Here is a 26,929-nt window from a genome sequence, read left to right as displayed (position 1 = left end):
TTGGTTTTACTGTTTTCTAGAGAGGGGGAAGATTATGGATCTGCGAAAAGAATCATTGGCACAATTGCCTGGGGTTGGTCCTAAAAAATTGGAAGCATTACAATCTTTAGGAATCAATAATATCTATGATTTATTGTTTTATTTTCCTTTTCGCTATGAGGATATGCAGGCTAAATCATTGGACGATGCACAAGATCAAGAAAAGATTCTTCTAAAAGGTGTTGTTGCGAGTGAACCAGTTGTATCAAGGTTCGGTTATAAAAAGACTCGTTTGAATGTTCGTATCTTAGTCGATAACGAATCGGTAATGATCACATTCTTTAATCAGCCTTGGTTAAAGGATAAATTTGAGACTGGTACAGATGTAGCTGTTTATGGTAAATGGAATGAGAATCGACGTTCAATGATGGGAATCAAAGTAATTGATGTCCATGATAATTCAGTCGATTCGGTTTATTCAGTCAATAAAAATATTCATCAAAAAACCTTGATCAATCTGATTAAGGCGGCTTTTGAAAAATATCATGATCAAATTGATACGATAGTTCCAGCATACTTACGTACGAAATATAAGCTCTTGGATGATGAACAGATAGTTTCTGGAATTCATTTTCCTAAAAATCAGGAACAAAGTGATGAGGCCAGACGAAGTGCTAAGTTTCGTGAATTCTTCTTATTTCAATGCGGATTACAAAGCATTAAGCGTCAAGATGAATCCCAGAATATCGGAATTGTGGAAAAATACGATGAGGCCTTTATTGAAAAATTTATCGCCAGTTTGCCTTTCAAATTGACGGAAGCTCAAGATCGCGTAACTAAAGAAATCTTGAAAGATATGTCTTCAAAGCATCATATGAATAGACTATTACAAGGTGATGTTGGTTCTGGTAAGACGATTGTTTCAGTTATTGCAATGTTGGCGTCAGTTACTGCCGGTTACCAAGCAGCAATTATGGCTCCGACAGAAATATTGGCTCAGCAACATTTTGATAAAATCAGTAAATTATTAGCTCCGTTGAAAATTCGTACGGCTTTGTTGACGGGTTCCTTAACTAAGAAGGAACATGATTTTATTGCTGAAGATATTGAGACTGGTAAAACAAATATTGTCGTTGGAACTCATGCGCTGATTCAAGATAGCGTTAATTTTAAGGAGCTTGGGTTCATCGTTATTGATGAACAACACCGCTTTGGCGTTAATCAAAGAAAAGCTTTGCGTGAAAAAGGTGTCAATCCAGATGTTTTAGCGATGACCGCGACACCTATTCCTAGAACGTTGGCAATTACAACATATGGTGACATGGATGTTTCAAGAATTGATCAATTACCAGCAGGACGTAAAAAGATTGAAACTTATTGGATCAGAAGTCAAAAAGTTGAACAAATGTATCAATTCGTATCTAAAGAGTTGACTACCGGAGCACAAGTTTATGTGGTAACGCCATTGATTTCTGAGTCAGAAACAGTTGATTTAAAAAATGCTGAGCTGATTTATGATAAATTTACAGAATTGTTTGGTAAAAAATATCATATTGGTTTGTTGCATGGACAAATGCCAAATGATCAAAAAGAATCAGTTATGAATGATTTTAGTGATAAAAAAATTGATGTTTTGGTTTCGACGACAGTTATTGAAGTTGGTGTCGATGTACCAAATGCTTCAGTTATGGTAATATATGATGCTAATCGCTTTGGATTGTCACAGTTGCACCAATTGCGCGGGCGAGTAGGTCGTGGGGAAAAACAATCGTATTGTATCTTGATTGCTGATCCTAAAAATGAATCGGCTGCAGAACGAATGAAAATTTTAACTTCGACTAATGACGGTTTTGTCTTAGCTGAAGAAGATTTGAAGATGCGTGGGGCTGGAGACTTACTCGGTAATCGTCAGTCAGGATTGCCAGAATTCAAAGTTGGAAATCCAATTAACGATATTAATATTTTGGAAGTTGCTCAAGAAGAAGCTTCTAGGTTATTCAATGATGAGTCTTTATTGGCTAGTCCTGAAACGAAAACTTTAAAGTCGTTTATTAATGAAGAATATGACCAATTAAATAATTTTGATTAGTGAGGAAATAAAATGAAAATAGCTGTTGATGCTATGGGCGGAGATAATGCTCCTAAGGTTATCGTCGAAGGAATCGAACGTGCCCGTGATGAATGGAAAGATTTAGAGTTTGTTTTATATGGAAAAGAACCAGAAATTAAAAAGTATTTACAAAATGATGAACGTATTTCAATCGTTCACACTGATGAAGAAATTTTAGGAACAGATGAGCCAGTTCGAGCAATTAGATCTAAGAAAGATGCTTCAATGGTTCTAGCTGCTAAGTCAGTTAAAGATGGTGAAAATGATGCTTTGTTCTCACTAGGTAATACTGGGGCTTTATTAGCAGCCGGAATTTTTATTGTTGGGAGAATCAAACAAGTTTCAAGACCAGCCTTGATGCCAACCTTACCAGCAACTAATTCACCATTAGGTGTTAATATGCTTGATGTTGGTGCAAATGCTGAAGCTAAAGCATCTTATTTGCAACAATGGGCGATCATGGGTTCGATTTACGCACATGACGTAAAAAAAATCGATAAACCAAGAATTGCTTTGTTAAATAACGGAACTGAATATGATAAAGGTGATACTTTACATAAAGAGGCTTATCAACTTTTACAAGACACTGAAGGAATCAATTTTATAGGAAATATTGAATCAGGCAGTATTTTAGCTGGGGTAGCCGATGTAATTGTTACTGATGGGTTTACTGGGAATGCTGCTTTGAAGGCGACTGAGGGGACAGCAACGATCCTATTGAGTGAATTAAAAGATGCCTTGCTAAATAATGGTATTTTTACTAAAATGGGTGCAGCTATCGTTTCACCATCGCTTAAGGGCTTAAAGAAGATGTTTGATACATCTCAAGCCGGGGGAGCAGTTTTACTTGGTTTGAAATCACCAGTCATTAAAGCCCATGGAGCTGCAGACAGTAAAACGGTCTATTATACCGTTAAGCAGATCAATGATATGTTGACTAACGATACAATCGCAAAAGCAAATAAATATTTTGAACAAATGAGTGTTGAAAAATAAGGAGAACTCCATGACAGAAAAAGAAGTTTTTGATAAAATCGTAGCTTTAATTGCCGACAAATTTGAAGTAGATGCTTCAACAATCACTAAAGAAACATCCTTCTCTAAGGATCTTGATGCAGATTCAATCGACCTTGTTGAATTCGTACTAGAACTAGAAGATGAATTCGGTTCAGAAATTCCTGACGATGATGCAGAAAAAATTACAACCGTCGGCGAAGCAGTTAGCTATATTTCATCACATCAAAATTAAATTTAAAAAAGATCCAAAATAAGGCCAGATGGTCTTATTTTTTTATACTAATAATTATTTAGGATAAAAGTTTAGTATAATTAGTATTATTAGAAAGGGGACACGTTATGTTAGATCCAAAGTTCTTAGAATTCTTAGATGAAAAGTACGGAATTAAATTTAACAATAAAAGTTTAGTTGAGCGAGCTATGACTCACTCATCATTTGACAATGAACATAAAGGTTTGGGTATTGGTGATTACGAGCGACTAGAGTTTTTGGGAGATGCTGTCTTAGAAATTAATATTTCTAGATATCTCTTTGAAAAATATCCTGATTTACCAGAAGGCAAGTTGACACGCTTAAGATCAGATATTGTTAGAACAGATAGTTTTGCTCGTTTTGCTAAAGAAATCAATATTGATAAGTATCTTTTAATTGGTAAGGGTGAAGAAAAACAGGGTGCTCGTCAAAGACATACACTTTTGGAAGATATCTTCGAAGCCTTTAATGGTGCCTTGTACTTAGATCAAGGTAACAAAGTTGTCGATGATTTCTTGAAGAAAGTCGTTTATCCACACATTGATTCAGGTGAGTTTTCTGAAGATACAGACTTCAAGACACACTTACAAGAAAGATTGCAACAATCAGGTGAAGTTGAAATTGATTACAAGGTGATCGATGAAGAAGGACCTGATCATGATAAGAAATTTAAAGTAGAATTAATTGCTAATGGCAAGATTTTGTCCAAGGGACTTGGATATAGCAAGAAACATGCTGAACAAATGGCAGCCAAGAGAGCATTAGAAGAATTATAGGAGTTTTAGTTTATGCCGTTAAAATCATTAACGATCAATGGGTTTAAATCATTTGCTGATAAAACAAAAATAGATTTTACTAGTGGAATCACTGGTATCGTTGGACCCAACGGGAGTGGAAAATCAAACATTACAGAAGCTATTCGTTGGGTAATGGGCGAACAATCAGCAAAGAGTTTACGCGGAGACAAAATGGTTGATGTGATTTTTGCTGGGAGTGATACTCGTTCTCAAATGAATCGTGCAGAAGTAGTTTTAGAATTTGACAATCATAATCACGAGTTGAAATCAGCTCAAGATAATATCGTTATCTGTCGACGACTCTTCAGAAATGGTGATACTGAATTTTTGATCAATAATAAACAATGTCGTTTGCGTGATATTACCGAATTGTTTATGGATTCAGGAATGGGGAAACAATCATTTTCGATTATTTCTCAAGGTCGAGTTGAAGAAATCTTTAATAGTAAGCCAGTTGAAAGAAGAAGTATTATTGAAGAATCAGCTGGGGTTTCTTTATTTAAACAAAAGAAACAACAGGCCGAAAGTAAAATGACCGAAACTACTGATAACTTGCACCGTGTGTCAGATATCGTTTCGGAATTGTCAAAACAAGTTGAACCCTTGAAAGAACAAGCAAGTATTGCACGTGACTATAAGGAACAAAAGAGTAAATACGATAGTATTTATCAAAAGATTTTGACGATTGAAATCAAAAATTTGTCAGTTCAAAAGCATCAAGTAGAAAAGGATTTACGTGAAGTAAAACTTAGTCTACAAAATATTTCCCAACAAGTTAAAATTGCCAACAAACAAGTTGAGGATAATAATGCTTCAGTTCAAGACTTAACTAATCAAATTGATGAAAAACAAGCTCGCTTAGTTGAAGCTACTAAAAATCTTGAAATCTACAATCGTAAAATTGCGGTTGCTGATGAACGAAATGGTTTCAATTCTACAACTAAGCAAACCTTGAAAAATCAATTGGCGGTTTTGCAACAACAAAAAACTGCTAATGAAAAGAAATTGACTGAATCAAATCAAAAATTAACTGAATATGACAAGCAGATCAGTGAATTTGAGAAAAAGTTAAAAGATTTACAACAATTAAAGAAAAAGACGCCTGCTGATATTCAAAAGAATATTGACGATTTGCGGAATGATTATGTTAATTTGTTGCAGGATCAAGTTTCAAATAACAATGAGCAAAAATTTTCACAGCGTCAATTGGAACGAGTACAAGCTACTTTAAATGAGCAAAATGCTCAATTAAAAGAAGTAACAACCAATCTGAATGAATCCAAAACAGATAATCAGTCTGTAGATCAACAAGTCAAAAAATTGATTGACGATAATAAGTCACTGATCGAAAAAAGCCAACAACTTGAAAAGAAGATTCAAGATATTACTGAAACTGGTAAGAATGAAAACAGTAATTATTTAAAAGTTTTGGAAAATCTTCAAGAAATCAAAGCTCGCAAAAAAGTACTCCAGAATATGGAACAAGAGCATGCAGGTTTCTTTGAGGGTGCTAAGAATATCTTGAATAATAGTCAGCAAATTGGTGGTATCGTTGGTGCGGTAGCAGAGTTGATCACTGTACCAAAAAATTATCAATTGGCAATTGAAACGGTTGTTAGTAATCAATTACAATCAATCGTTACTGAGGATGAAGCAGCTGCCAAAAAGGCGATTGGCTTTTTAAGACAAAGTCGTGGTGGTCGGGCAACTTTCTTACCTCGAAATATTATTCAACCAAGAAATATTTATGCTAATGATTTGAACAAAGCACAGGGAGTCGCAGGTTTTGTTGGGGTCGCTAGTGACTTGGTCACTTATGATTCACGAGTTGAGAATATTGTGCGTAATATTTTGGGTAATTTATTAGTTGCACAAAATATTGATGTAGCAACGCAAATATCAGCCGCTGTTAATCGCAAATATCGGGTTGTTACTTTAGATGGAAACGTTGTTAATGCTGGTGGTTCAATGACCGGTGGACAACAGCGTCGAGTAAATTCTAGTATTTTAACTCGTAAAGATGAGTTAACAGCTTTGACGACTGAACTTTCAAAACAGGAATTATTATTGGATCAAAAACAAAAGACAGTTCAAGATTTACGTGAACAGTTGGTGAGTTTTAATGCCGATAAAAAAGCTGTGGATGATAAATTGGCTAGTTTTAATCAACAAAAGAGTCATTTTGAAAATGAAATTTCGACTTATCAGAATGAAACTAAACATTTTAGTGAACGTTTAGATGTCATTAAATATAATCTTTCTAAGAGCCAAGCGGAACAAACTGAATTAGAATCTGATTTGAAGAAACAAGCTCAAAAGTCAACTGAGATTAAAAAAGAAATTGAACAAACTCAAGCTGAAATTGATCAGAAACAAAAATTGTTGACTGATTTTGATGCTGAATTAAATTCAATCAATACTCAAGAACAGACTATTCAAACCAAGCTGGCAGTTATTAAAAGTAAATATGCTAATGAATCTGATCAAAACAGTTACTTAAAAGAAACTGTTTCACAGGCTGATGAGCAAATAACTGATATTCAGAGTCAATTAACTGATTTAAATTCTGAAAAGGATCAATTGGATTTGAGCAATTCTGAGATTAAAGCTCGGATTAAGGATTCACGTTCAGAAATTGAACAATTGCAGAATACTGTGACTGATTTGAAGCAAAAACGTGAGCAACAACAAAATTTAGCTAGTGAATTGAATGCTAAAGCACAACGTAATTTTGACTTACAAAAAAATGCTTCAGATCAACAAGAAACTTTGGCAATTCAAAATACGAAATTCTCTAATCAAATTGACAGTCGATTGGATACACTTTCTCAGGAATATCAACTGACATATGAAGCTTCTTTACAAGAACTAAAGCAGACCGATTATGATCCTGAAGAATTGCAAAAAGAAGCTCGTCTGTTGAAGATGGGAATTGAAGAATTGGGTACGGTTAATCTTTCTGCTATCGAGGAGTACGATAAGGTCAAAGATCGTTATGAGTTCTTAACTCAACAACAAAATGATCTTTTACAAGCCAGAGCTCAATTATTGGATACGATGGCTGAAATGGATAAGGAAGTTACAACAAGATTCAAAAAGACTTTTGATGAAGTTGCAACGGCATTTGAGGATATTTTCCCCGAAATGTTTGCTGGTGGTCGAGCTAAATTAGTTTTAACTGAACCAGATAACTTATTAGAATCAGGTATTGAGATTATCGCACAGCCACCAGGGAAGAAATTCCAACGTTTAAGTCTTTTGTCTGGTGGAGAAAAAGCTTTGACGGCGATTACCTTGTTATTTGCCATTATTAAAGTCAAACCAGTTCCGTTCTGTATCTTAGATGAAGTTGAAGCATCTTTAGACGATGCTAATGTTTACCGATTTGCCAACTATTTGAATCAATATGATGACAATACAGAATTTATCGTAATTACTCATCGTAAGGGAACAATGATGAACGTTAATCGCCTTTATGGGGTCACAATGGAAGAATCTGGAGTTTCGAGAATGCTTTCAGTAAAAGTTAAAGAATAGGAGTTAATAATGGGATTATTTGATCGAATTAAAAAAGCCTTCACAGGCAAAGATGATTCTGAAGAAAAAGATTTAGAAAAAAAAGTATCAGAATCAGAGCCTAAAAAAGAATCTGACCAAAACGACGAATCGGCCGATACCCATCAAGCGCCTGAAGAAACGTCTGCGCCAGAGGAAAAAATTTCAGAGCAAAGCGCACCAACAACTGATGAAGAAGATAATTCAGAATCAGAACCTGAATCAAAAGAAAATAATGAACCTGAAGAAGATACTGAATCAGAAAAAACAAATTCAGAAGTAAAAACACCGGAAGAATCTTCAGAAACAACCGTTCAAGAAGAGCCGGAAGAATCAGAGCCTGAAAAAACAACCGATGCTACTGATAATGAAGTAGAGGAAAGCTCGGAAACACCTGAATCAGAGAATACTGAATCGGAAACAGTCGAAGAGAAATCTGAAGAAACTCCTAAAGACGATGTTAAAGAATATGATGAAGGATTAAAAAAGAGTCGTAACTCATTTAGTTCACGTTTGAATCGTTTCTTGGCTAACTTTAGAAGTGTTGATGAAGATTTCTTTGATGATTTGGAAGAGCTTTTGATTGAATCGGATGTTGGTTATGAAACTGCGGTTCGTATTTCTGACGAATTACGTGAAGAAGTTAAATTGGAAAATGCTAAGAAACGTTCTGATGTTTCTAATGTTATCGTGAAAAAATTAGTAGATATGTATGGTGAAGAAGGAAAAGAAGAAGATAATTCTTTGAAATTTAGTACTGATAAAACACCAACTATCTTCTTGTTTGTCGGTGTTAATGGTGCTGGTAAGACAACTACGATTGGAAAATTGGCTCATAGATATCAACAACAAGGTAAAAAAGTTTTGTTAGCTGCTGGTGATACCTTCAGAGCTGGAGCAATTGAACAATTGCAAGAATGGGGTAAACGTGATGGCGTACCTGTTCAGGCAAGTAAGGCACATACTGATCCAGCCTCTGTTGTTTATGATGCAGTGCAAAGAGCTATCAATGAAGATTTTGACATCTTGTTAGTTGATACTGCCGGTCGTTTACAAAATAAAGAAGGTTTGATGCGTGAGTTGGAGAAAATCAAACGTGTCATTACCAGAGAATTACCAGAGGCTCCTCAAGAGGTGTTATTGGTTCTTGATGGTTCAACTGGTCAAAATGCTTTAAGTCAGGCTAAACAATTCAATGAAACAACTGATGTTTCTGGTATTGTTTTGACTAAACTAGATGGAAGTTCTCAAGGTGGTATCGTCTTAGCTATTCGTAATGAGTTACATATTCCGGTTAAATTAGTTGGATTGGGTGAACAAATGGATGATTTACGCGACTTTGATCCAGAGAAGTTCATTTATGGTTTGTTCAAGGAATTAATTGTTGGATCCTCGGATAAATAGTTATGGATATTGATGAGACAACACGAGTAAACTTGTTATATAATTTTTATCATTCACTTTTAACTAAAAAGCAAAGTCGTTATTTAGATCTTTATTATGTTGAAGATTTTTCTTTAAGCGAAATTGCGGAACAGTTGGAAGTTTCTCGGCAAGCGGTTTTAGATAATTTGCATCGGTCAGTTAATTTATTAGAATCGTTTGAAAAAGAGCTAGGTTTGGTCGAAAAGACACAAGAAATTGATGATATTGCTGAAAAACTCAATCAAATAGTTCAAACTAAGTATGCAAATGATAAAGAGTTATTAAAACTAGTTAAGAGAATTACTAAAATAAATGAAATGTAGGAGTAGAGTATGGCTTTTGAAGGATTAAGCGAACGTTTAAATAAAGTTTTCTCTTCTTTACGAGGCAAAGGTAAGCTTTCTGAAGAAGATGTTCGTAAAGTAATGCGTGAAGTACGTATGGCTTTGCTTGAAGCTGATGTTAACTTTGACGTTGTTAAGACATTCGTCAAGACAGTTAGAGAACGTGCTTTAGGTGCTGAAGTAATGGAAAGTTTAACGCCTTCACAACAAGTTGTTAAAATTGTTGATGAAGAGTTAACTAAATTAATGGGACAAGAAGCAGTTCCATTAAATAAATCCAAACATATTCCAACAATCATTATGATGGTTGGTCTACAAGGTGCTGGTAAAACTACAACAGCTGGTAAATTGGCTAATCGTTTAAAGACGACTGAAAAAGCTCGCCCATTGTTTATTGCCGGTGATGTTTACCGTCCTGCTGCGATTGAACAGTTGAAGACAATTGGACAACAACTAGATGTACCAGTTTACGATGAAGGAACTGAACATGATCCAGTCGACATCGTTCGTAATGGTCTTAAAGTAGCAGAAGAAAATAAGAATGATTACGTGATCATTGATACAGCCGGTCGTTTGGAAATTGACGAGCAGTTGATGGATGAATTGAAGAACATCAAAGAATTAGCTCATCCGGATGAAATCTTGTTTGTTGCTGATTCAATGACTGGTCAAGTAGCTGCTAAGGTTGCCCAAGGCTTCGATGAACAACTAGATATTACTGGTGTTGTTTTGACTAAGTTGGATGGTGATACCCGTGGTGGTGCCGCTCTTTCAATTCGTTCCGTTACTGGTAAACCAATTAAGTTTATCGGACAAGGTGAAAAACTTGATCAATTAGATGTCTTCCATCCGGATCGTATGGCTAACCGTATTTTGGGTATGGGTGACATGCTTACTTTGATTGAAAAAGCTCAAACTGATTACGATGAAAAGCAAGCCAAACAAGTGGCTGAAAAGATTCGTGAGAATAGTTTTGATTTCAATGACTTTATCGATCAAATGGATCAAATTCAAAAAATGGGACCATTGGATGAAATAATGAAGATGATCCCTGGAATGGCCAATAATCCTCAATTGGCTAATATCAATATTGGTGAAAAAGACATTGCTCATCTTAAAGCAATTGTTTATTCAATGACACCAGCTGAACGTGAAGATCCCGATTTATTGAATCCATCACGTCGTCGTAGAATTGCTGCCGGTTCTGGTCAAAGCGTTCAAAATGTTAATCGAATGATTAAGCAATTTAAGCAATCTCGTGACATGATGAACAAAATGAGTAAAGGTAACATGGCCGGTATGGATAAACTAATGGGTAATGGTGTTCAAGGCCGCCTAGGTAAGATGGCAATGCATTCAATGGTTCGCCGTACTAAGAAGAATAAGAAGAAACGTTTGAAGAAGATCAAGCGCTTTAAGTCATAAAATAAGTAAAAAAAGCGTGGTGTAAAGAAAAAAACTTTACAGCACTCTTTTTTTTGTGTATACTAACGAAGTTAAGTATTTAGGAGGAAACAAATACATGTCAGTTAAAATTAGAATGAAACGTATGGGTAGTAAATTACGCCCATTTTATAGATTAGTTGTTGCAGATTCACGTTCACCACGTGATGGCCGCTTTATCGAACAAGTTGGTTACTACAACCCAATTTCACAACCAGAAGAAGTTAAATTAGACGATGACAAGATCGTTGAATGGTTGAACAAAGGTGCACAACCTTCAGATACTGTTCGTCACTTGTTGAAAGAACACGGAATTATGCAAAAGTTCCACGAAAGCAAATTCACAAAATAGTAATTTTTGATGGGGCCAGACATGTTTTGTCGTGGTCCTATTTTTATTCACGGAGGAAAAATGACCGAAAAATTATATCGAGTTGGTACGATCGTTAATACACATGGTATTAAGGGTGAATTAAGAGTTATTCCTATTACTGATTTTCCAGAAGATCGTTTTAAGTCAGGAGCTAAGCTCTACCTTAAAAACAAAGATCAAGTTACCGAATTTACTGTTGAATCATCGCGCCCTCATAAGAGCTTTGTGCTTTTGAAATTGAAGGGCTACGATAATATCAATGATGTTGAAAAATATGTTAAATCGGAGTTATTTGCGGATGGTGAAGAGATTTCTGATCTTAACGAAGGTGAATTTCTTTATAAGCAAATTATTGGTTTGACAGTAGTAGACAAAGAATTAGGCGAAGTTGGTAAGGTCAAAGAGATCATGGAATTAGGTTCCAACGATGTTTGGGTCGTTAGAGGAACTAAGTATAAGGAGATTTTGCTGCCTTATATTGATGATGTAATTAAAGAAGTCGACCTTGATAACCAAGTTGTCAAAGTTGAAATACCGGATGGATTGATAGACTAATGGATATTACAATTTTAAGTATTTTTCCAAGAATGTTTCAGGCTTTAGACGAATCATTGATTGGTAAGGCTCAAGAAAAAGGACTTGCTAATATTGATGTCGTTGATTTTAGAAAATTTACAACCAATAAACAAAATCACGTAGATGATGCACCATATGGTGGTGGTGCAGGGATGCTTTTACAAGCTCAACCGATTTATGATGCCATGGATTATGTTGAAGAAAAAAAGCCTGGGAAGAAGAGAGTTATTCTTTTAGACCCAGCTGGAAAAACTTTCAATACTGCTATGGCTCGTGATTTTGCTAAAGAGGACCAATTGGTCTTTATTTGTGGTCATTATGAAGGCTTTGATGAACGAGTAAAAGACTTAGTTACTGATGAAGTTTCAATTGGCGACTATATTTTGACTGGTGGAGAATTGCCAACGATGAGTATGATTGATTCTACATTGCGATTCGTTCCAGGAGTTTTAGGCAATTCATTTTCAGCTGAAGAGGAATCTTTCTCGAATAATTTGTTAGAGTATCCTCAATATTCACGTCCAGCTGATTTCCGTGGTAAAAAAGTACCAGAAGTATTAACAAGTGGGGATCACGAAAAAATCCGTCTTTGGCGTTTAACGCAAGCCTTAAAGAAAACTTTAGAACGACGCCCGGATTTATTAGAGGGTGCTGATTTGACTGAAGAAGAAGAAAAGCTTTTGCGTAAAATTCGTCAAAATAACTAGTTTACAATCGTGTTCAAATAAAGTATCATATTAAGAGTGTTTGAACGCACATATTAACGATATTCCGCTGTATGTCAGAGATGTATAAGAGTGTCGGCAGGGAGAAATTATTTATGAATAAATTAATTCAAGATATTACTAAAGAACAATTACGTTCTGACATTCCTGACTTCCGTAGTGGTGACACTGTTCGTGTACATGCTAAGGTTGTTGAAGGTAGCCGTGAACGTATTCAATTATTCGAAGGTGTCGTAATCAAAAAACATGGTGCAGGTATCAGTGCTACATATACTGTACGTAAGATGAGTAATGGTGTTGGTGTTGAAAGAACATTCCCATTAAACACACCTCGTGTTGAACAAGTTGAAGTTATCAGACATGGTCGTGTACGTCGTAGCAAGCTTTACTACCTACGTGCTCGTACAGGTAAGGCTGCTCGTATTAAGGAACGTCGTCGCGACATCTAATTAATACACATATGAAGCAACTTAACTTCTAAAAAAACCGTAATTCTCAATATGAGAGTTACGGTTTTTTATTTTGAAAAACGAGAATCAGAAAATAATTTTTCGGCAGCTATTCGATGACGTTGATTGTTGTCGTAGTTGGCAACGAAGAGACAAGAGTATAAAGTATTCAAAACGTATTCAATGGCAACCTGCGAAGCAAACGGAGATATTTTTATAGACTCACTTTCTAGATTGATAACTGGTAAGATCAAGTCGCTTAATTTGGCGATGGCCGAATTTTTATCTGAAGTTAAAGTTATAATTTTACAACCGTTAAGTCGGAGAATTTTGGCAATTTGGTAAGTATCTTTACTTTTGCCGCTATAAGAAATTAAAATGGCACAGTCATGCTTGCTAAAGTTGGTAGCTAAGAATTTATTTTCACCAAACAAAACTGGTAGAGTAGCATCAATATTGATTTTCATTAATTTATTTTGAAAACTTAATCCAGAAACATAGGTGTCACCGTAGGCAAAGATACCTAATTTGTCACTTTCAGAAATTATTCTGACTGCCTTTTCCAAAAGCTCATTTGTTAAGAGATCATTTGTCTGCGTTAGTGCATCCTGCATGACGCCGAGTAATTTTTGGGCAATTTCTTTATTGGAATCATCATCCGTAAACGGAAAATCAGGGTCAACAGTGGAAATGTCGTTATAATACTTTTGTAATTGTGCTGAGAATTGAATTTTGAAGTCCTTATAACCCTTGAGACCAATTTTTCGACAGAGGCGGACAATAGTTGAGGTAGAACTGAAAGTCTTTGTAGCTAGGTCTTGTATCGACATCTCTAGGACCGCTTCTTTGTTGCTTAAAATAAAATCAGCTAGATTTTTTTCAGTCCCATTGAAGTTATTTTTTTGTTGTAGCTGTGCGATTATTGTCATAATATTCCACCTGTTATTAAAAAATATCTGTTATTTTGGGAACATTTTTACTGATTCCTAAATAATGCTGTTATAACCATTCTAGCGTGTTTAAATGTACTTGCAAAGCAAAGAAGGAGTGGTGGAAATGAAATTAGCAATTATTGGTTCAGGAAAAATTGTTCATGATTTTTTGACGATTATTAAGGATTTAAAGAAGACTGAATTGAGTGCGATTATTGGAACTGAGCGCAGTGTTGATGTTTTACAGCAATTAAGCAGTGAGTATCATATCAATGAAGTTTACACTGATTTTGATCAGGCTTTAGAGCAAGGTGATTTTGATACAGTTTATGTGGCAGTACCTAATTTTTTGCATTATGCATTTGCTAAAAAAGCTTTAGAACATGGCAAAAATGTTATTTCAGAAAAGCCCTTTACAGTTAAATATGAAGAATTCGAAAGTCTAAAGAAAATTGCTTTGGAGAAAAAATTAGTGCTGGTAGAAGCAATCACTAATCAGTATCTTCAAAATTATTTAGATTTGAAACAAAAAGTGTCAGAATTAGGTGATTTGAAAGTAATAGAAAGTAATTATTCGCAATATTCATCACGTTATGATGCGTTTAAAGCTGGTAAAGTTCTCCCTGCCTTTGATCCTAAAAAAGGCGGCGGTGCTTTAATGGATTTAAATATATATAATATTCATTTCATTGTAGGATTATTGGGACGTCCGCAAAAAGTTTCGTATTTGCCTAATATTGAACGTGAAATTGATACGTCAGGTATTTTGACTTTGGACTATGGTAAGACAAAAGCTGTGGCTATTGGTGCCAAAGATTCAACTTCACCAGTTGTTGAAACAATCATTCAAGGTAATAAAGGTTCAATTGTCGTCAATGGCCCTACAAATGAGATGCCATCGTTTAATGTTTTTGATAAGGATAAACAGTTGATTGAAAAAGTAGATCATAATATTTATCCACATCGAATGTATCAAGAATTTGTAGAGTTTGAAAAAATTATTGAAGAGAACGATCTAGCAACAGTTAAAATTAAATTACAACACAGTGAAGATGTCATGTGGGTTGTAAAGCATGCTCTAGCTTCGGCTCAATTAAAATTAGAATAAAAAATAGCCCTAATGATTTAAAACTTTAATAGACTGTTTTGCTTGCGGTGTATTAGAGTTTTGAATTAGGGCTATTATTTTATTTAAAAATTTGATTATAGTATTCCAAATAAAATTCGTTTGGATTTACGCCAATAATTTTAGTAACACTAGTATTGCGTGGCTCAGGCAGACTCATGGGATCCTTTGGCTGAAGAACGTCTAAAGCTGCTGCCTTAACGGTAAAACCGTGGGTGATACAAATTATTTTTTCATTAGGATATTGTTTGAAGGTATCAAGTAGGAAACTATGGACTCGTGTAACAACATCATCAAATTTTTCACCATCGGTAGCGTATTGAGTATAGTTAGGTAAAACGTCGTTCCAATATTCATTATAGGCATTAGGATATTTAGCACGAAGATCTGAATTTTTTTGCCCGTCCCATTGTCCATAAGAAATTTCTAATAATCTTTTATCATAACTAATTGGTAAATCAGCTTTATGATTAAGAATTTCAGCGGTTTGTTGTGTTCTGTGTAAAGGACTACAAATAATGCGGTCGGCAAAACTGATATCGAAGTTATTGGCTAGGGTTTGTGCCTGTTTTTGGCCGTTTTCATTGAGGTAGGTCATTTCAGTGTTGATAGTACCTTGTTTCATCTTCATCACGTTAGCATTGGTCTGACCGTGACGGATCATATAAAATTCAGTCATAATTGCTCCTTTTAAAAGTGTTAAATTAATTATATTCACAAATATTAATAATTGCTAGTTGACAATTATTAAAATAATGTTAAAGTTGTTTTAAGTTAATTGGAGGTATTTTAATATGACAAACATTAAAAATAAATTAAACCTTACAGTCTCCTCCAAGTCTACACGTCAATACATGTAGGCTTATTAACCAATGCAGTAAACCTCATGTATGAATTCAAACATTCATAACTGTGAGGTTTCTAATCTTAGACAAATTGGCATCCTCACAGGAATTCATCTGTGAGGATTTTTTTTATCTAATTTTATCGAAGGAGTGAATTTTTATGACAATTTATAATTTTGCAGCTGGTCCAGCTACTTTGCCTCAAACAGTTATTCAAAGAATTAAGGAAGATCTACCATCTTATGATAATTCCGGCATGAGTGTAATGGAGATTTCCCATCGTTCCGCACTCTTTGATGAAATTATTGATCAGGCTAAACAAGATTTACGAGATCTTTTAAATATTCCTGATAATTATCAAGTACTATTCTTTCAAGGTGGTTGTACCTTGCAATTTACCGCAGCTCCAATGAATCTAGCTACTAAATATCAAAAAATTGCTCTATTAGATAGTGGTCATTGGGCAGATCGAGCTCGTGAAGAGGCTGAAAGAATAGGAATTAAAGTTGATGTTTTGGATTCGACTAAAGAGCAACATTATACTAAGTTACCGGAATTGAAAGATTTAGTTCCAAATACTTATGATTATTTACATATTACGACCAATAATACAATTGAAGGAACTGCTTATACTAAGTTGCCTGAAACTGGTCCAACTGAATTAGTTGGTGATATGTCATCAAATTTTCTCGGTCAACAATACGATATTAGTAAGTTTGGCTTAGTAATGGCAGGAGCCCAGAAGAATTTAGGAGTTGCAGGATTAACGTTGGTTATTGTTCGGGATGATTTAATTGGAAAAGTACAGAATCTTCCAAGTATGATGGATTATGACTTGTTTGCAAAAAAGAATTCAATGTTTAATACGCCACCAGTTTTTGCAATTTACGTTGCAGGGTTAGTTTTGAAATGGCTTAAACAGCAGGGCGGAGTATCAGAAATGGAACGCCGTAATCGTCAAAAATCAGGCCTATTGTATGACTTTTTGGATGATTCCGAATTATTTACCGCACCGGTAGAAAAGAAAGCTCGTTCTTTAACAAATGTGCCGTTTATTACAGGAAATCCTAAATTAGATCAACAATTGATTGCACAAGCTGCCACTGAAGGACTTTTAAATATTAAAGGTCATCGTTCAGTTGGTGGTATGAGAGCCAGTTTGTACAATGCAATGCCTTATGAAGGTGTTGAGAAATTAGTTGATTTCTTAGATAAATTTGAAAAGAATTATGGGGGGCTATGCTAATGTATGAAATTAAAACTTTTAATGCCATTGCTCAAAGTGGTTTAGATACTTTTACGGATAATTTTGAAATCAATCAAACAAAACAGCCAGATGCTTATTTAATTAGATCGGTTAATTTGTTAAAAGCTGAATTTCCTAAGAATTTAAAAACTATAGTTAGAGCCGGAGCGGGAGTCAATAATGTTCCGCTTCAAAGAGCAACTGACAAAGGAATTGCCGTTTTTAATACACCTGGTAGTAACGCCAATGCTGTAAAGGAGCTAGTCATTTCTTTGATGATTGCTACAGCAAGAAATTTGTTTGCAGCTAACGAATATTCAAATGGCCATACTGAGGCCGACGTTTCTCAAAGAACTGAAAAAGATAAAACCAAGTTCAATGGTACTGAGTTAGCAGGCAAAAGATTGGCTGTGATTGGTTTAGGCAATGTTGGTTCCTTAGTTGCCAATGCCGCCTTGGCATTAGGAATGAAAGTTGTTGGTTATGATCCTTATTTATCAGCTAACGCTGCTTGGAGAATCAACAATAAAGTTAAAAGAGTTGAATCGTTGAAAAAAGTAGTTAAGAATGCTGATTTCGTGACAATTCATGTCCCAAAAAATAATGAGACAATTGACTTGATAACAACTAAAGAAATAAATGAAATGAAAGATGGCGTGGTTTTATTTAATTACTCTCGTGTAGGGATTACAAATAATCAAGCAGTTGTAAAGGCAATAAGAAATAAAAAAATCAACCACTACTGTACTGATTTTGGAGAACCAGTAATTGCCGATAATCCACAAATTACAATTACACCTCATATTGGTGGGTCAACTTTAGAAGCTGAATCTAATGGAGCGATTCAAGGAGCTAACACCGTAATGGATTATTTGGAAAGTGGTGATACAACTCATTGTGTCAATTTACCTAATATGCAAGTTCCTTTTGAAACAGCCTATCGTATTACGGTGATTCATCAGAATGTTCCTAATATGGTTGGACAGATCAGTACAAAACTAGCAGATCATGAAATCAATATTGAAAATATGGCTAACGCTGCTAAAGAAAAAGTTGCTTATACAATCATTGATGTAGATGGATTAAATGGTTTAGATCAAGCGGACTTGATTGCTGAGCTTGATAAAGTTAAAGAAATATATCGAGTACGAGTAATTAAGCATCATTAATTTTGAATAAAAGATATGAAGAAATAAAAAAGAACAATATCTATATAAGTATTTCGAGTATTTACATACTTCGAATGCTTTTCGATAGATATTGTTCTTTTTTATTTGTAACTTAACTTGATTGTTAATAATAATTATAGTTTTAAAAGATTTGTGAACGATATAATCCGACGACTTTACCTAAAATCTCAACGTTATCTAAGATAATAGGGTCCATTGTATCGTTTTCAGGTTGTAGGCGGTAATGTCCGTTTTCTTGATAGAATCTCTTGCAGGTAGCTTCAATGTCTTCAGTCATGGCAATAATGATTTCACCATTATTAGCAAAATTTTGTTCGTGAACAATAACATGATCGCCATCATAGATACCAGCATTGATCATACTCTCACCATGAATTTCTAGCATGAATAATTCACCAGATTCACGATTTAAGTCAGGAGGAATTGGAAAGTATCCATCAGGGTTTCTTTCAGCTGTGATAGGTTGACCTGCAGCTACAGCGCCTAGAATAGGAATTTGTTTTGATTTGATTCCGATAGAATTTAGCCCTGCACCAGTTAGTTCAATAGCACGTGGTTTGGTAGGGTCACGTTGGATGAAACCTTTCTTTTCAAGACGAGATAGATGACCATGGACCGTTGATGTCGAAGATAAATCTACAGCTTCGCAAATCTCTCTTACGGTAGGCGGATATCCATGTTCGTCTAAATAATCATAAATACATTGTAAAATTTGTGACTGTTTAGAGCCTTCAGCTTTTGACATTAGAACACCTCATTGTTAATATCTTAAATAGATTGTATCAAAATATGAATGCAAGTTCAAACAAGTGTTCGATATAAAAAAGAGGCATAGTTTATGGAAGAACAAAAAGATTTGTTAAAAAAAATTAATGAGTTAGCTCATAAGGCTAAAGCTGGCACGATTACTAAAGAGGAAGAGGACCAACAGGCCCAACTTCGTAAAGAATACCTCAAGAATTTTCGCGAAGGATTCAGATCACAAATTGAAATGATGCGTGTTTTTGATAAAAAGGGAAATGAAGTTACTCCTGAAAAAGTTCGAGAAATTCAACGTAAAAAGGGATTACGTGACGATTAGTCTTTCAATTAGGAACTTTTTTTTGTAATATTAATAGATGTATGGAAAGGGTGAACATAAATGGGAACAACAATAGTCGTTGGTATTATAGCCTTGTTGGTTGGTTTAGTCGGTGGTTTCTTCGCTGCTAGATGGTATATGAAGAAATATTTCCAAGACAATCCACCAATCAGTGCCGATATGATTAGACAAATGATGGCTCAAATGGGACAAAAACCATCACAAAAGAAGCTTAATCAATTAATGAATACTATGAAGAATTCACAAAAGAATAATAAATAGTTAATTAGGATACCCGTATGGTAATCATCATAGATGATTATCGTGCGGGTATTTTTTTGTAAAAAATCATATTTTAAAAAGATTTCATGTCGAAATTTTGGTAATTATTATGATTATTTTTAAATCCTTGTTTTTATCATACTTGAATATTAGTTTGTATCTATTTACGAACTATTACAATTTTTATAATGATAAAAAGAAAAATGAAATCGATAAACACGAATGATTACTGAAAATAATTGTAAAAAATACGTATTTAGCATTGAAAGAAATTTCATTCCTTGATAAACTTTGAATACAAAAGCAGGAAAGGTGGAAATATTAATGTGTGATGTAGCGATAGTCATGGGATCAATTTCAGACTTGAAAGTTATGCAAAATACACTCGATGTTTTAACGCAACTAGGAGTTAGTTATGAAACTAAAGTGGTTTCAGCTCATCGAATGCCACAAGAGATGTTGGATTTTGCTAAAAGTGCGCATAATAAATATCAAGTAATCATTGCTGGTGCCGGTGGTGCTGCACATTTGCCAGGCATGATAGCTTCTTCAACGGTCTTACCAGTTATTGGAGTTCCTGTTCCGTCAAAATATCTTAAAGGAATGGATTCATTGTTGTCTATTGTTCAAATGCCCGCCGGAGTTCCAGTTGCGACGGTTTCAATAGGTGAAGCTGGAGCAAAGAATGCTGCTATATTGGCAACTAAGATTTGTGCTCTTTCGAATCCAGAATATCAACAGTCCTTAAATGCTTATGTCAAAGCAATGCATGATAAATCAGTTGAAAGTGGGAAAAATCTTGAATAAGACATTATTGCCAGGTAAAACAATTGGAATTATCGGTGGAGGACAATTAGGTCAAATGATGGCTTTGTCTGCCAAAGAAATGGGTTATAAGGTTTTGATCTTGGACCCTCAACCAAATTGTTCAGCCGCTCAAGTATCTGATGGTCAAATTGTAGCTGAATATGATGATTTAGATAAATTAGTAGAGTTAGCTAAGGCGTGCGATGTTTTGACATATGAATTTGAAAATGTGAATGCTCAAGCGATTGAAGAAGTTAAAAAATATACTGAGGTACCTCAGGGTACAAAAGCTTTGAGCGTTACTCAAAATAGGATTTCTGAAAAAGACTTCATTGAGCAAAGTGGTTTTAAAGTTGTCCCACATATTGTTATCGACAATATTTTTGAATATCACAGAGGTGTTGAAAAACTAGGTGCTCCAGTGATTTTAAAGACTATTCGTGGTGGCTATGATGGTAAAGGGCAAATTTTGATCGATGATCCTGAAAATGTTTGTTATGCCGATATTGAACATTTATTAATGCAGGGAACTTGTATTTTAGAGAAAAAAATCAACTTAAAAAAAGAAGTTTCAGTGGTTGTTTCCGCTAATAGCCAAGGCGATACTTCAATTTTTCCAGTAATTGAAAATGTACATCGGCATAATATTTTACATTTGAGTACTTGTCCAGCACAGATCAGTTCTCAATCAGAGCATCACATTTATCAGGTTGGCGAAACTTTAGCGAAAAAGCTTGAGTTGGTTGGAACAATGTGCATTGAATTTTTTATTTCTGATAATGATGAAGTTTATGTGAATGAAATAGCTCCAAGACCGCATAATTCAGGTCATTTAACAATTGAAGCCTGCAACCTTTCACAATTTGAAGCTCATGTTCGAGGGGTCTGCAATTTACCAATGCCTAAGGTGCAACTATTTAAGACAGCGGCAATGATCAATCTTTTAGGTCAACATCTTGAGAATGCTAAGAATCAATGGCCGGTTCATCCGGAGTGGCATTTCCATGATTATGGTAAAGATGCTGTAAAAAAGAATCGCAAGATGGGACATATTACGATTTTAAGTGAAGATTTAGCGGCAACGAAACAAGCTATTGAAAATAATTCAATTTGGGATGTGTAAGTTATGACAGAAGATAAGTTGTTATATACCGGAAAAGCAAAAAATGTTTATCAAGCACAACAAGATGATGAAGTTTTGATTGTCTATAAAGATCAAGCAACAGCCTTAAATGGTAAGAAAAAAGAAATTCTTCCTGGTAAAGGAACTCTAGATTGTCAAATATCACAATTGGTTTTCAATTATTTAATTAAAAATGGTATTAAAACTCATTTAGTTGAGAACTTATCAGATCATAAACAATTAGTTAAAAAAACAGATGTATTTCCATTAGAAGTGGTTTTGAGAAATATTACTTCTGGTTCTTTGGTAAGAAAGTTTCAAGTTGAAGAAGGCCAAAGATTAGCAGAACCGATTATTGAATTTTATTACAAGAGTGATGCTTTGGATGATCCGTTCATTAATGAATCTCAAATTCATGCTTTGAAAATTGCTGATAAAACAGAACTTGAATTTATTAAGAAAATGACTTTGAAGATAAACGAACTTTTGAAACCGTTCTTTGATCAAGTTGGTTTTGATTTGGTCGACTTCAAACTAGAATATGGCAAATACAATAATGAAATTATATTGGTAGACGAATTTTCACCTGACAATTGTCGTTTATGGAATAAAAAAGACCACCATTCGATGGATAAAGATGTTTTTCGTAAACATAAAGGCGATTTAGTTGAAACTTACCAAGCAGTCTTACAACGACTACAAGATAAATAGGAGAAAATTATGAAATTAGTTAAGGTTTATGTCACTTTGAAGGATTCAGTTTTAGATGCCCAAGGAGAAGCTATCAAATCAGCTATTAATACTATGGGGTACAAACAATTAGCAGATGTTCATATGGGAAAATATTTTGAATTAAGTTTTGATGATGACTACGCACAATTAGATCAAGATGTTAACGCTATCTGTGATGATTTATTAGCTAATCCTAATATTGAAACTTATCGCTATGAAATCATGGAGGAACAGTAATGAAATTTGCCGTTATTAATTTCCCTGGTTCTAACTGTGACATGGATCTCTATTATGCAATTCGTGATGGTATCAAACAGACAGTGGAGTTGGTTGACTATCGAAATGAAAGTTTAGAAGGATTTGATGGTGTTTTAATTCCTGGTGGTTTTTCTTACGGCGATTATTTACGAAGCGGAGCAATTGCAGTTCATGCACCAATTGTTAAAGAAATTATTCGTTTTGCTAATGAAGGTAAGATTGTTTTAGGAATTTGTAATGGATTTCAAATTTTGACTGAACTAGGCCTTTTGCCGGGAGCTTTGATCCAGAATGAAAAGAGTTGCTTTATCTGTGAAACAGTTGACCTAAAAGTTTTGAATAATCAAACGGCTTTTACTAATGAATATCAAGCAGGTCAAATTATTAATATTCCTGTTGCTCACGGAGAGGGTCGTTATTACTGCGATGAAAAAACTCTCGAGGATTTAAAAATTAATGACCAAATTATTTTTGAATATCAGCAAAATATTAACGGTAGTGTGGCACAAATTGCAGGCGTTACTAATAAACAAAAAAATGTTTTGGGGATGATGCCCCATCCAGAACGAGCAATCGAAAAGATTTTAGGATCTGACGATGGCTTGAAGTTGTTCCAATCAATAATCAATTACCAAGTAAAGGTGAATAACTAATGACTGAACCAACTGCAAAGCAAATTCAAACAGAGAAACTTTATCAACAATGGGGTTTAACTGATTCTGAATATCAATTGATCAGTGAAAAAATTCTGAAACGTCTACCAAATTATACAGAAACAGGGCTTTATTCCGTAATGTGGAGTGAACACTGTTCATACAAAAATTCTAAAAAAGTACTTAGAAAAATGCCTAATAAGAGTTCTCGAGTGATCGCAGGACCTGGTGAAGATGCGGGAATTCTTGATATTGGTGATAATCAGGCAGTAGTTTTCAAGGCTGAAAGTCACAATCATCCTTCAGCAGTTGAGCCATATCAAGGTGCGGCGACAGGTGTCGGAGGAATTATTAGAGATATTTTCTCTATGGGTGCCCAACCAATTGCACTTTTAAATAGTTTAAAATTTGGTCCCTTAAAAGATGGCAAAACTAAACATTTAGTGAATGAAGTTGTAGCTGGTATTGGTGGTTATGGTAACTGTATAGGATTGCCAACTGTCGGTGGGGAAATTTCTTTTGAAGATTGTTACGAACATAATCCATTAGTTAATGCTATGTGTGTCGGATTATTGAATAACACTGAATTTAAACACGGAACAGCTAGTGGTGATAAGAATTTAATTATATATGTTGGAGCCAAAACTGGTCGAGACGGAATCCACGGGGCAACCTTTGCTTCAGATGAATTTACGGATACTAAGAATAAGCAACGTTCGGCAGTTCAAGTTGGAAATCCATTCATTGAAAAATTATTGATGGATGCCTGTGTTGAGATCATTGAGAAACATTCTGATTGGGTATTAGGAATTCAAGATATGGGTGCAGCTGGATTAGTTTCATCAACAGCTGAAATGGCATCAAAAGCAGGTTCAGGATTGATTTTAAATCTTGATAAGGTTCCACAACGTGAAACTGAAATGTCGGCTTATGAAATGATGCTCTCAGAGTCTCAAGAACGAATGGTACTTTGTGTGAAACCAGAATTTGAAGAGAATGTCCTAAACTTCTTCAAAAACTTTGAATTGGATGCAGTCGTAATTGGTCAAGTAACGACTGACAAACAATATAAAATCTACCATCATGAGCAATTAGTGACAGATATTCCGGTTGATAGTTTGACGGAAGATGTTCCTGAATATGATCGTGAAGAAAAACAACCACAAAGAATGATTGATGATAAGGATTATCATTTTATGCCAACGATTGATTCATTAAGTGAGACTTGGCAAAAGATGGTCCAACGTCCTAACCTTGCTAGTAAAAAGCACTTCTATCAGACTTATGATTCACAGGTAAAGGCTAATACTCTAGTTCGTCCAGGAAGTGATGCTGGAGTAGTAAGGATTCGTGGTACTAAAAAAGCTATCGCTATGACTAACGATAGTAATTCTAAATATGTTTATTTAAATCCTTTTGTTGGCGGACAAATTACCGTTATGGAGGCCGCACGTAATATTGTGGCTTCAGGTGGTATTCCTATCGGTATTACCGATTGTTTAAATTATGGTAATCCCGAAGATCCAGAAAGCTTCTGGGAATTGGACAAGAGTGTGGAAGGAATTTCCAGTGCTTGTGAAACACTTGATACACCAGTGATTTCCGGAAATGTTTCACTTTATAACGAATATAACGAAGTTGCCATCTATCCGAGTCCTATGGTAGGGATGGTTGGTTTGATTGAGGATATTAAAAACGTAACGACTAGTGCCTTTAAAAAAGCTGGAGATTTAATTTACATTGTTGGTCAAACATTTGATGACTTTAATGGTTCCGAGATTCAAATGGAACAATTGGGACAATTAAAGGGTGATCTAAGAGTTTTAGATTTAGAAAAAGAAAAATTACATCAAGATTTGATTCATCAAGCAATTGAAAAGGATTTGGTAACTAGTTGTCATGATTTATCAGAAGGTGGATTAGCAGTTGCGCTGTCAGAATCGGCTTTTGAAAATAATCTAGGATTTGAAATTAAAACTAGTTTGACATCAGCGCAATTATTCTCAGAAACTCAATCACGCTTCTTAGTAACAATTGCCCCTGAAAACCAAGTGGTATTTGAAAGATTAATACAAGAAGATTTTGAATTATTGGGTCAGGTAACAGCAGATTCAAGTTATAAAGTAACGACGACTGATGAAACAAGTATTATTGATGGCTCAGTCGTAAAAAGTAATTGGAAAGAGGCGATTGCGTGCTTAATGAAATCAGAAGTTTAAATGAAGAGTGTGGAGTATTCGGTGTTTGGGGAGCTGAAAATGCTAATTATCTGACTTATTTGGGATTACACAGTTTACAACATCGTGGTCAAGAAGGTGCCGGAATCGTCGCTAATGATGGTCAAAAATTACGTATTTATCGTAATTTAGGGTTGTTGACTCAAGTATTTTCAAAGCCAGAGTATTTAAATGGTTTAGTTGGTAAATCAGCAATTGGACATGTTCGTTATTCCACTGCTGGTGAAAATAAAATAGAGAATGTGCAACCATTACTATTTGATTTTACAGATGATCAAATTGCTTTAGCTCACAATGGAAATTTGACTAATGCTATTACTCTGAAACAAGAACTAGAGGCCAAAGGTCATATTTTTAAATCAAGTTCAGATTCAGAAGTATTAGTTCATTTAATCAAATGTTCTAAAGCACCAACATTCCGTGAAAAAATAATTGAAGCCCTTAATAAGATTCAAGGTGGCTTTGCTTATATTTTATTGACAAAGGATTCCATGGTTTTAGCTTTAGATTCGCATGGTTTTCGTCCCTTGTCGATTGGTAAGTTGGAAAATGGTGGATATGTTGTAGCTAGTGAAACTTGTGCCTTAGATGCGGTAGGAGCAACGTTAGTAAGAAATGTTCAACCTGGAGAGTTGATTACAATTTCCGATCAAGGTATGAAAATCGATCATTGGACGACTGAAACTAAATTAGCTATCTGTTCAATGGAATTTATCTATTTTGCCCGTCCTGATTCAGATATTTTGGGAGTGAATGTTCACTCAGCACGTAAACGAATGGGTGCTAATTTGGCTAAGGAGTCTCCAGCACCAGGCGATATTGTTGTTGGAGTTCCTAATTCATCGTTGTCAGCCGCAAGTGGTTACGCTGAAGCAAGCGGTTTGCCTTATGAAATGGGGTTGATCAAAAACCAATATATGGGGCGTGAATTTATTCAACCAACTAAAGAGTTGCGTGAAAAGAGTGTTCGTCAAAAATTGGCAGCCGTTAAGGGAGTAGTTCGTGGTAAGCGTGTCATCTTAGTTGATGACTCAATTGTCCGTGGAACAACTTGTGCGTATATCGTGCAATTGCTTAAAGATGCTGGTGCAACTGAAGTCCACTTACGAATTGCTTCGCCAAGATTCATGCATCCATGTTTCTACGGAATCGATATTCAAGAGAAAAGTGAATTGATTGCTGCTCATAAGAGTATTGATGAAATGAATGAGATGTTTGGTTCTGATTCACTGAAATTCTTGAGTGAAGATGGTTTGATCGATGCTATTGGCTTAAAGGAAGATGCACCATATTCTGGCTTGGATATGTCATATTTCAATGGAGATTACCCAACCTATCTTTATGATTATGAATCCAAAAAATAAGGAGAAA

Annotated in this window: 27 protein-coding genes; 24 read left to right on the top strand and 3 right to left on the bottom strand. The window is 35.0% G+C overall.

Translation table 11 applies throughout. From position 1 onward, the window contains the following. Nucleotides 1-34: 34 nt before the first annotated feature. The 12 genes from recG (at nucleotide 35) to rplS (ending at nucleotide 13,046) form a co-directional block, all read left to right on the top strand. Nucleotides 35-2,068, top strand: a complete 2,034-nt coding sequence (gene recG / locus LAB100_RS02710; protein WP_119326053.1) for an ATP-dependent DNA helicase RecG — start codon at nucleotides 35-37, stop codon at nucleotides 2,066-2,068. 12 nt (nucleotides 2,069-2,080) lie between these two features. After that, nucleotides 2,081-3,085 (top strand): phosphate acyltransferase PlsX, encoded by a 1,005-nt coding sequence (gene plsX, locus LAB100_RS02705; protein ID WP_119326054.1) that lies wholly within the window; start codon nucleotides 2,081-2,083, stop codon nucleotides 3,083-3,085. A gap of 10 nt (nucleotides 3,086-3,095) precedes the next feature. Further along, complete coding sequence (gene acpP, locus LAB100_RS02700) at nucleotides 3,096-3,338, top strand: acyl carrier protein (RefSeq protein ID WP_119326055.1); 243 nt, start codon at nucleotides 3,096-3,098, stop codon at nucleotides 3,336-3,338. A 107-nt stretch (nucleotides 3,339-3,445) separates the two neighbouring features. Continuing rightward, a complete protein-coding gene (gene rnc, locus LAB100_RS02695; protein WP_119326056.1) occupies nucleotides 3,446-4,135 on the top strand; it encodes a ribonuclease III in 690 nt (229 codons plus the stop codon). Between the two features lie 12 nt (nucleotides 4,136-4,147). Then, nucleotides 4,148-7,693, top strand: coding sequence for a chromosome segregation protein SMC (gene smc, locus LAB100_RS02690; protein WP_119326057.1), 3,546 nt, complete (start codon nucleotides 4,148-4,150; stop codon nucleotides 7,691-7,693). 9 nt (nucleotides 7,694-7,702) lie between these two features. Beyond that, nucleotides 7,703-9,115 carry a signal recognition particle-docking protein FtsY gene (ftsY, locus tag LAB100_RS02685; RefSeq protein ID WP_119326058.1) on the top strand — a complete coding sequence of 471 codons (1,413 nt, stop codon included), beginning with the start codon at nucleotides 7,703-7,705 and terminating at the stop codon, nucleotides 9,113-9,115. Between the two features lie 2 nt (nucleotides 9,116-9,117). Further along, nucleotides 9,118-9,459: a YlxM family DNA-binding protein gene (ylxM, locus tag LAB100_RS02680; protein ID WP_119326059.1), complete on the top strand. Its 342-nt coding sequence runs from the start codon at nucleotides 9,118-9,120 to the stop codon at nucleotides 9,457-9,459. Between the two features lie 9 nt (nucleotides 9,460-9,468). After that, entirely contained in the window at nucleotides 9,469-10,905 is a 1,437-nt protein-coding gene (ffh, locus tag LAB100_RS02675; protein WP_119326060.1) for a signal recognition particle protein, read from the top strand. 97 nt (nucleotides 10,906-11,002) lie between these two features. Beyond that, nucleotides 11,003-11,275 carry a 30S ribosomal protein S16 gene (gene rpsP, locus LAB100_RS02670; RefSeq protein WP_119326061.1) on the top strand — a complete coding sequence of 91 codons (273 nt, stop codon included), beginning with the start codon at nucleotides 11,003-11,005 and terminating at the stop codon, nucleotides 11,273-11,275. 60 nt (nucleotides 11,276-11,335) lie between these two features. Beyond that, on the top strand, nucleotides 11,336-11,851 hold the full coding sequence (rimM, locus tag LAB100_RS02665; protein WP_119326376.1) for a ribosome maturation factor RimM: 516 nt from the start codon (nucleotides 11,336-11,338) through the stop codon (nucleotides 11,849-11,851). Beyond that, nucleotides 11,851-12,579, top strand: coding sequence for a tRNA (guanosine(37)-N1)-methyltransferase TrmD (gene trmD / locus LAB100_RS02660; RefSeq protein WP_119326062.1), 729 nt, complete (start codon nucleotides 11,851-11,853; stop codon nucleotides 12,577-12,579). Before rimM ends, trmD begins: the two co-directional genes overlap by 1 nt. A 113-nt stretch (nucleotides 12,580-12,692) precedes the next feature. Next, complete coding sequence (gene rplS / locus LAB100_RS02655) at nucleotides 12,693-13,046, top strand: 50S ribosomal protein L19 (RefSeq protein ID WP_119326063.1); 354 nt, start codon at nucleotides 12,693-12,695, stop codon at nucleotides 13,044-13,046. Between the two features lie 68 nt (nucleotides 13,047-13,114). On the opposite strand, the gene LAB100_RS02650 is transcribed toward rplS, so the two are convergent. After that, on the bottom strand, nucleotides 13,115-13,975 hold the full coding sequence (locus tag LAB100_RS02650) for a MurR/RpiR family transcriptional regulator (protein WP_119326064.1): 861 nt from the start codon (nucleotides 13,973-13,975) through the stop codon (nucleotides 13,115-13,117). Between the two features lie 127 nt (nucleotides 13,976-14,102). Here LAB100_RS02650 and LAB100_RS02645 point away from each other — a divergent pair, with 127 nt between their 5' ends. Then, nucleotides 14,103-15,086 carry a Gfo/Idh/MocA family protein gene (locus LAB100_RS02645; RefSeq protein WP_119326065.1) on the top strand — a complete coding sequence of 328 codons (984 nt, stop codon included), beginning with the start codon at nucleotides 14,103-14,105 and terminating at the stop codon, nucleotides 15,084-15,086. A 79-nt stretch (nucleotides 15,087-15,165) separates the two neighbouring features. Here the strand turns inward: LAB100_RS02645 and LAB100_RS02640 are convergent, their stop codons facing one another. After that, nucleotides 15,166-15,783 carry a histidine phosphatase family protein gene (locus tag LAB100_RS02640; protein ID WP_119326066.1) on the bottom strand — a complete coding sequence of 206 codons (618 nt, stop codon included), beginning with the start codon at nucleotides 15,781-15,783 and terminating at the stop codon, nucleotides 15,166-15,168. Between the two features lie 326 nt (nucleotides 15,784-16,109). Here LAB100_RS02640 and serC point away from each other — a divergent pair, with 326 nt between their 5' ends. Continuing rightward, on the top strand, nucleotides 16,110-17,195 hold the full coding sequence (serC, locus tag LAB100_RS02635; RefSeq protein ID WP_119326067.1) for a 3-phosphoserine/phosphohydroxythreonine transaminase: 1,086 nt from the start codon (nucleotides 16,110-16,112) through the stop codon (nucleotides 17,193-17,195). Then, nucleotides 17,195-18,364, top strand: a complete 1,170-nt coding sequence (locus LAB100_RS02630) for a phosphoglycerate dehydrogenase (RefSeq protein ID WP_119326068.1) — start codon at nucleotides 17,195-17,197, stop codon at nucleotides 18,362-18,364. The genes serC and LAB100_RS02630 overlap by 1 nt, the downstream gene beginning before the upstream one ends. 142 nt (nucleotides 18,365-18,506) lie before the next feature. On the opposite strand, the gene lexA is transcribed toward LAB100_RS02630, so the two are convergent. Further along, nucleotides 18,507-19,130, bottom strand: a complete 624-nt coding sequence (gene lexA / locus LAB100_RS02625) for a transcriptional repressor LexA (RefSeq protein WP_119326069.1) — start codon at nucleotides 19,128-19,130, stop codon at nucleotides 18,507-18,509. A gap of 93 nt (nucleotides 19,131-19,223) precedes the next feature. Here lexA and LAB100_RS02620 point away from each other — a divergent pair, with 93 nt between their 5' ends. The 9 genes from LAB100_RS02620 to purF all read left to right on the top strand — a co-directional run bounded on the left by LAB100_RS02620 (nucleotide 19,224) and on the right by purF (nucleotide 26,922). Beyond that, the gene (locus LAB100_RS02620) at nucleotides 19,224-19,466 is read left to right on the top strand and encodes a DUF896 domain-containing protein (RefSeq protein ID WP_119326070.1); all 243 of its coding nucleotides are present in this window, start codon (nucleotides 19,224-19,226) and stop codon (nucleotides 19,464-19,466) included. Between the two features lie 60 nt (nucleotides 19,467-19,526). Continuing rightward, a complete protein-coding gene (locus tag LAB100_RS02615) occupies nucleotides 19,527-19,748 on the top strand; it encodes a YneF family protein (protein WP_119326071.1) in 222 nt (73 codons plus the stop codon). A gap of 324 nt (nucleotides 19,749-20,072) precedes the next feature. Then, a complete protein-coding gene (gene purE, locus LAB100_RS02610; RefSeq protein WP_119326072.1) occupies nucleotides 20,073-20,555 on the top strand; it encodes a 5-(carboxyamino)imidazole ribonucleotide mutase in 483 nt (160 codons plus the stop codon). After that, nucleotides 20,548-21,678, top strand: coding sequence for a 5-(carboxyamino)imidazole ribonucleotide synthase (gene purK / locus LAB100_RS02605; protein ID WP_119326073.1), 1,131 nt, complete (start codon nucleotides 20,548-20,550; stop codon nucleotides 21,676-21,678). Before purE ends, purK begins: the two co-directional genes overlap by 8 nt. 3 nt (nucleotides 21,679-21,681) lie before the next feature. Then, entirely contained in the window at nucleotides 21,682-22,389 is a 708-nt protein-coding gene (gene purC / locus LAB100_RS02600; protein WP_119326074.1) for a phosphoribosylaminoimidazolesuccinocarboxamide synthase, read from the top strand. A gap of 9 nt (nucleotides 22,390-22,398) precedes the next feature. Next, nucleotides 22,399-22,647: a phosphoribosylformylglycinamidine synthase subunit PurS gene (gene purS / locus LAB100_RS02595; protein WP_119326075.1), complete on the top strand. Its 249-nt coding sequence runs from the start codon at nucleotides 22,399-22,401 to the stop codon at nucleotides 22,645-22,647. Continuing rightward, on the top strand, nucleotides 22,647-23,321 hold the full coding sequence (gene purQ, locus LAB100_RS02590) for a phosphoribosylformylglycinamidine synthase subunit PurQ (RefSeq protein WP_119326076.1): 675 nt from the start codon (nucleotides 22,647-22,649) through the stop codon (nucleotides 23,319-23,321). The genes purS and purQ overlap by 1 nt, the downstream gene beginning before the upstream one ends. Then, entirely contained in the window at nucleotides 23,321-25,540 is a 2,220-nt protein-coding gene (purL, locus tag LAB100_RS02585) for a phosphoribosylformylglycinamidine synthase subunit PurL (RefSeq protein WP_119326077.1), read from the top strand. The genes purQ and purL overlap by 1 nt, the downstream gene beginning before the upstream one ends. Further along, nucleotides 25,516-26,922, top strand: coding sequence for an amidophosphoribosyltransferase (gene purF / locus LAB100_RS02580; RefSeq protein ID WP_119326078.1), 1,407 nt, complete (start codon nucleotides 25,516-25,518; stop codon nucleotides 26,920-26,922). The genes purL and purF overlap by 25 nt, the downstream gene beginning before the upstream one ends. Nucleotides 26,923-26,929: the final 7 nt, after the last annotated feature.

It is taken from the genome of Companilactobacillus musae (genome assembly GCF_003967595.1).
Lineage (GTDB): Bacteria > Bacillota > Bacilli > Lactobacillales > Lactobacillaceae > Companilactobacillus > Companilactobacillus musae.
Note: the sequence above shows the minus strand (reverse complement) of the source record. Positions and strands in the feature narration are given on the sequence as shown.

Bases quoted from the DNA above. Each gene is read 5' to 3' on its own strand.
- plsX (WP_119326054.1), top strand. From the start codon at position 2,081: ATGAAAATAGCTGTTGATGCTATGGGCGGAGATAATGCTCCTAAGGTT.
- rplS (WP_119326063.1), top strand. From the start codon at position 12,693: ATGAATAAATTAATTCAAGATATTACTAAAGAACAATTACGTTCTGAC.
- smc (WP_119326057.1), top strand. From the start codon at position 4,148: ATGCCGTTAAAATCATTAACGATCAATGGGTTTAAATCATTTGCTGAT.
- ffh (WP_119326060.1), top strand. From the start codon at position 9,469: ATGGCTTTTGAAGGATTAAGCGAACGTTTAAATAAAGTTTTCTCTTCT.
- purL (WP_119326077.1), top strand. From the start codon at position 23,321: ATGACTGAACCAACTGCAAAGCAAATTCAAACAGAGAAACTTTATCAA.
- purQ (WP_119326076.1), top strand. From the start codon at position 22,647: ATGAAATTTGCCGTTATTAATTTCCCTGGTTCTAACTGTGACATGGAT.
- purE (WP_119326072.1), top strand. From the start codon at position 20,073: ATGTGTGATGTAGCGATAGTCATGGGATCAATTTCAGACTTGAAAGTT.
- LAB100_RS02650 (WP_119326064.1), bottom strand. From the start codon at position 13,975: ATGACAATAATCGCACAGCTACAACAAAAAAATAACTTCAATGGGACT.
- LAB100_RS02620 (WP_119326070.1), top strand. From the start codon at position 19,224: ATGGAAGAACAAAAAGATTTGTTAAAAAAAATTAATGAGTTAGCTCAT.
- LAB100_RS02630 (WP_119326068.1), top strand. From the start codon at position 17,195: ATGTATGAAATTAAAACTTTTAATGCCATTGCTCAAAGTGGTTTAGAT.
- serC (WP_119326067.1), top strand. From the start codon at position 16,110: ATGACAATTTATAATTTTGCAGCTGGTCCAGCTACTTTGCCTCAAACA.
- trmD (WP_119326062.1), top strand. From the start codon at position 11,851: ATGGATATTACAATTTTAAGTATTTTTCCAAGAATGTTTCAGGCTTTA.
- acpP (WP_119326055.1), top strand. From the start codon at position 3,096: ATGACAGAAAAAGAAGTTTTTGATAAAATCGTAGCTTTAATTGCCGAC.
- rnc (WP_119326056.1), top strand. From the start codon at position 3,446: ATGTTAGATCCAAAGTTCTTAGAATTCTTAGATGAAAAGTACGGAATT.
- recG (WP_119326053.1), top strand. From the start codon at position 35: ATGGATCTGCGAAAAGAATCATTGGCACAATTGCCTGGGGTTGGTCCT.
- LAB100_RS02615 (WP_119326071.1), top strand. From the start codon at position 19,527: ATGGGAACAACAATAGTCGTTGGTATTATAGCCTTGTTGGTTGGTTTA.
- purS (WP_119326075.1), top strand. From the start codon at position 22,399: ATGAAATTAGTTAAGGTTTATGTCACTTTGAAGGATTCAGTTTTAGAT.
- ylxM (WP_119326059.1), top strand. From the start codon at position 9,118: ATGGATATTGATGAGACAACACGAGTAAACTTGTTATATAATTTTTAT.
- lexA (WP_119326069.1), bottom strand. From the start codon at position 19,130: ATGTCAAAAGCTGAAGGCTCTAAACAGTCACAAATTTTACAATGTATT.
- rpsP (WP_119326061.1), top strand. From the start codon at position 11,003: ATGTCAGTTAAAATTAGAATGAAACGTATGGGTAGTAAATTACGCCCA.
- LAB100_RS02640 (WP_119326066.1), bottom strand. From the start codon at position 15,783: ATGACTGAATTTTATATGATCCGTCACGGTCAGACCAATGCTAACGTG.
- rimM (WP_119326376.1), top strand. From the start codon at position 11,336: ATGACCGAAAAATTATATCGAGTTGGTACGATCGTTAATACACATGGT.
- purC (WP_119326074.1), top strand. From the start codon at position 21,682: ATGACAGAAGATAAGTTGTTATATACCGGAAAAGCAAAAAATGTTTAT.
- LAB100_RS02645 (WP_119326065.1), top strand. From the start codon at position 14,103: ATGAAATTAGCAATTATTGGTTCAGGAAAAATTGTTCATGATTTTTTG.
- ftsY (WP_119326058.1), top strand. From the start codon at position 7,703: ATGGGATTATTTGATCGAATTAAAAAAGCCTTCACAGGCAAAGATGAT.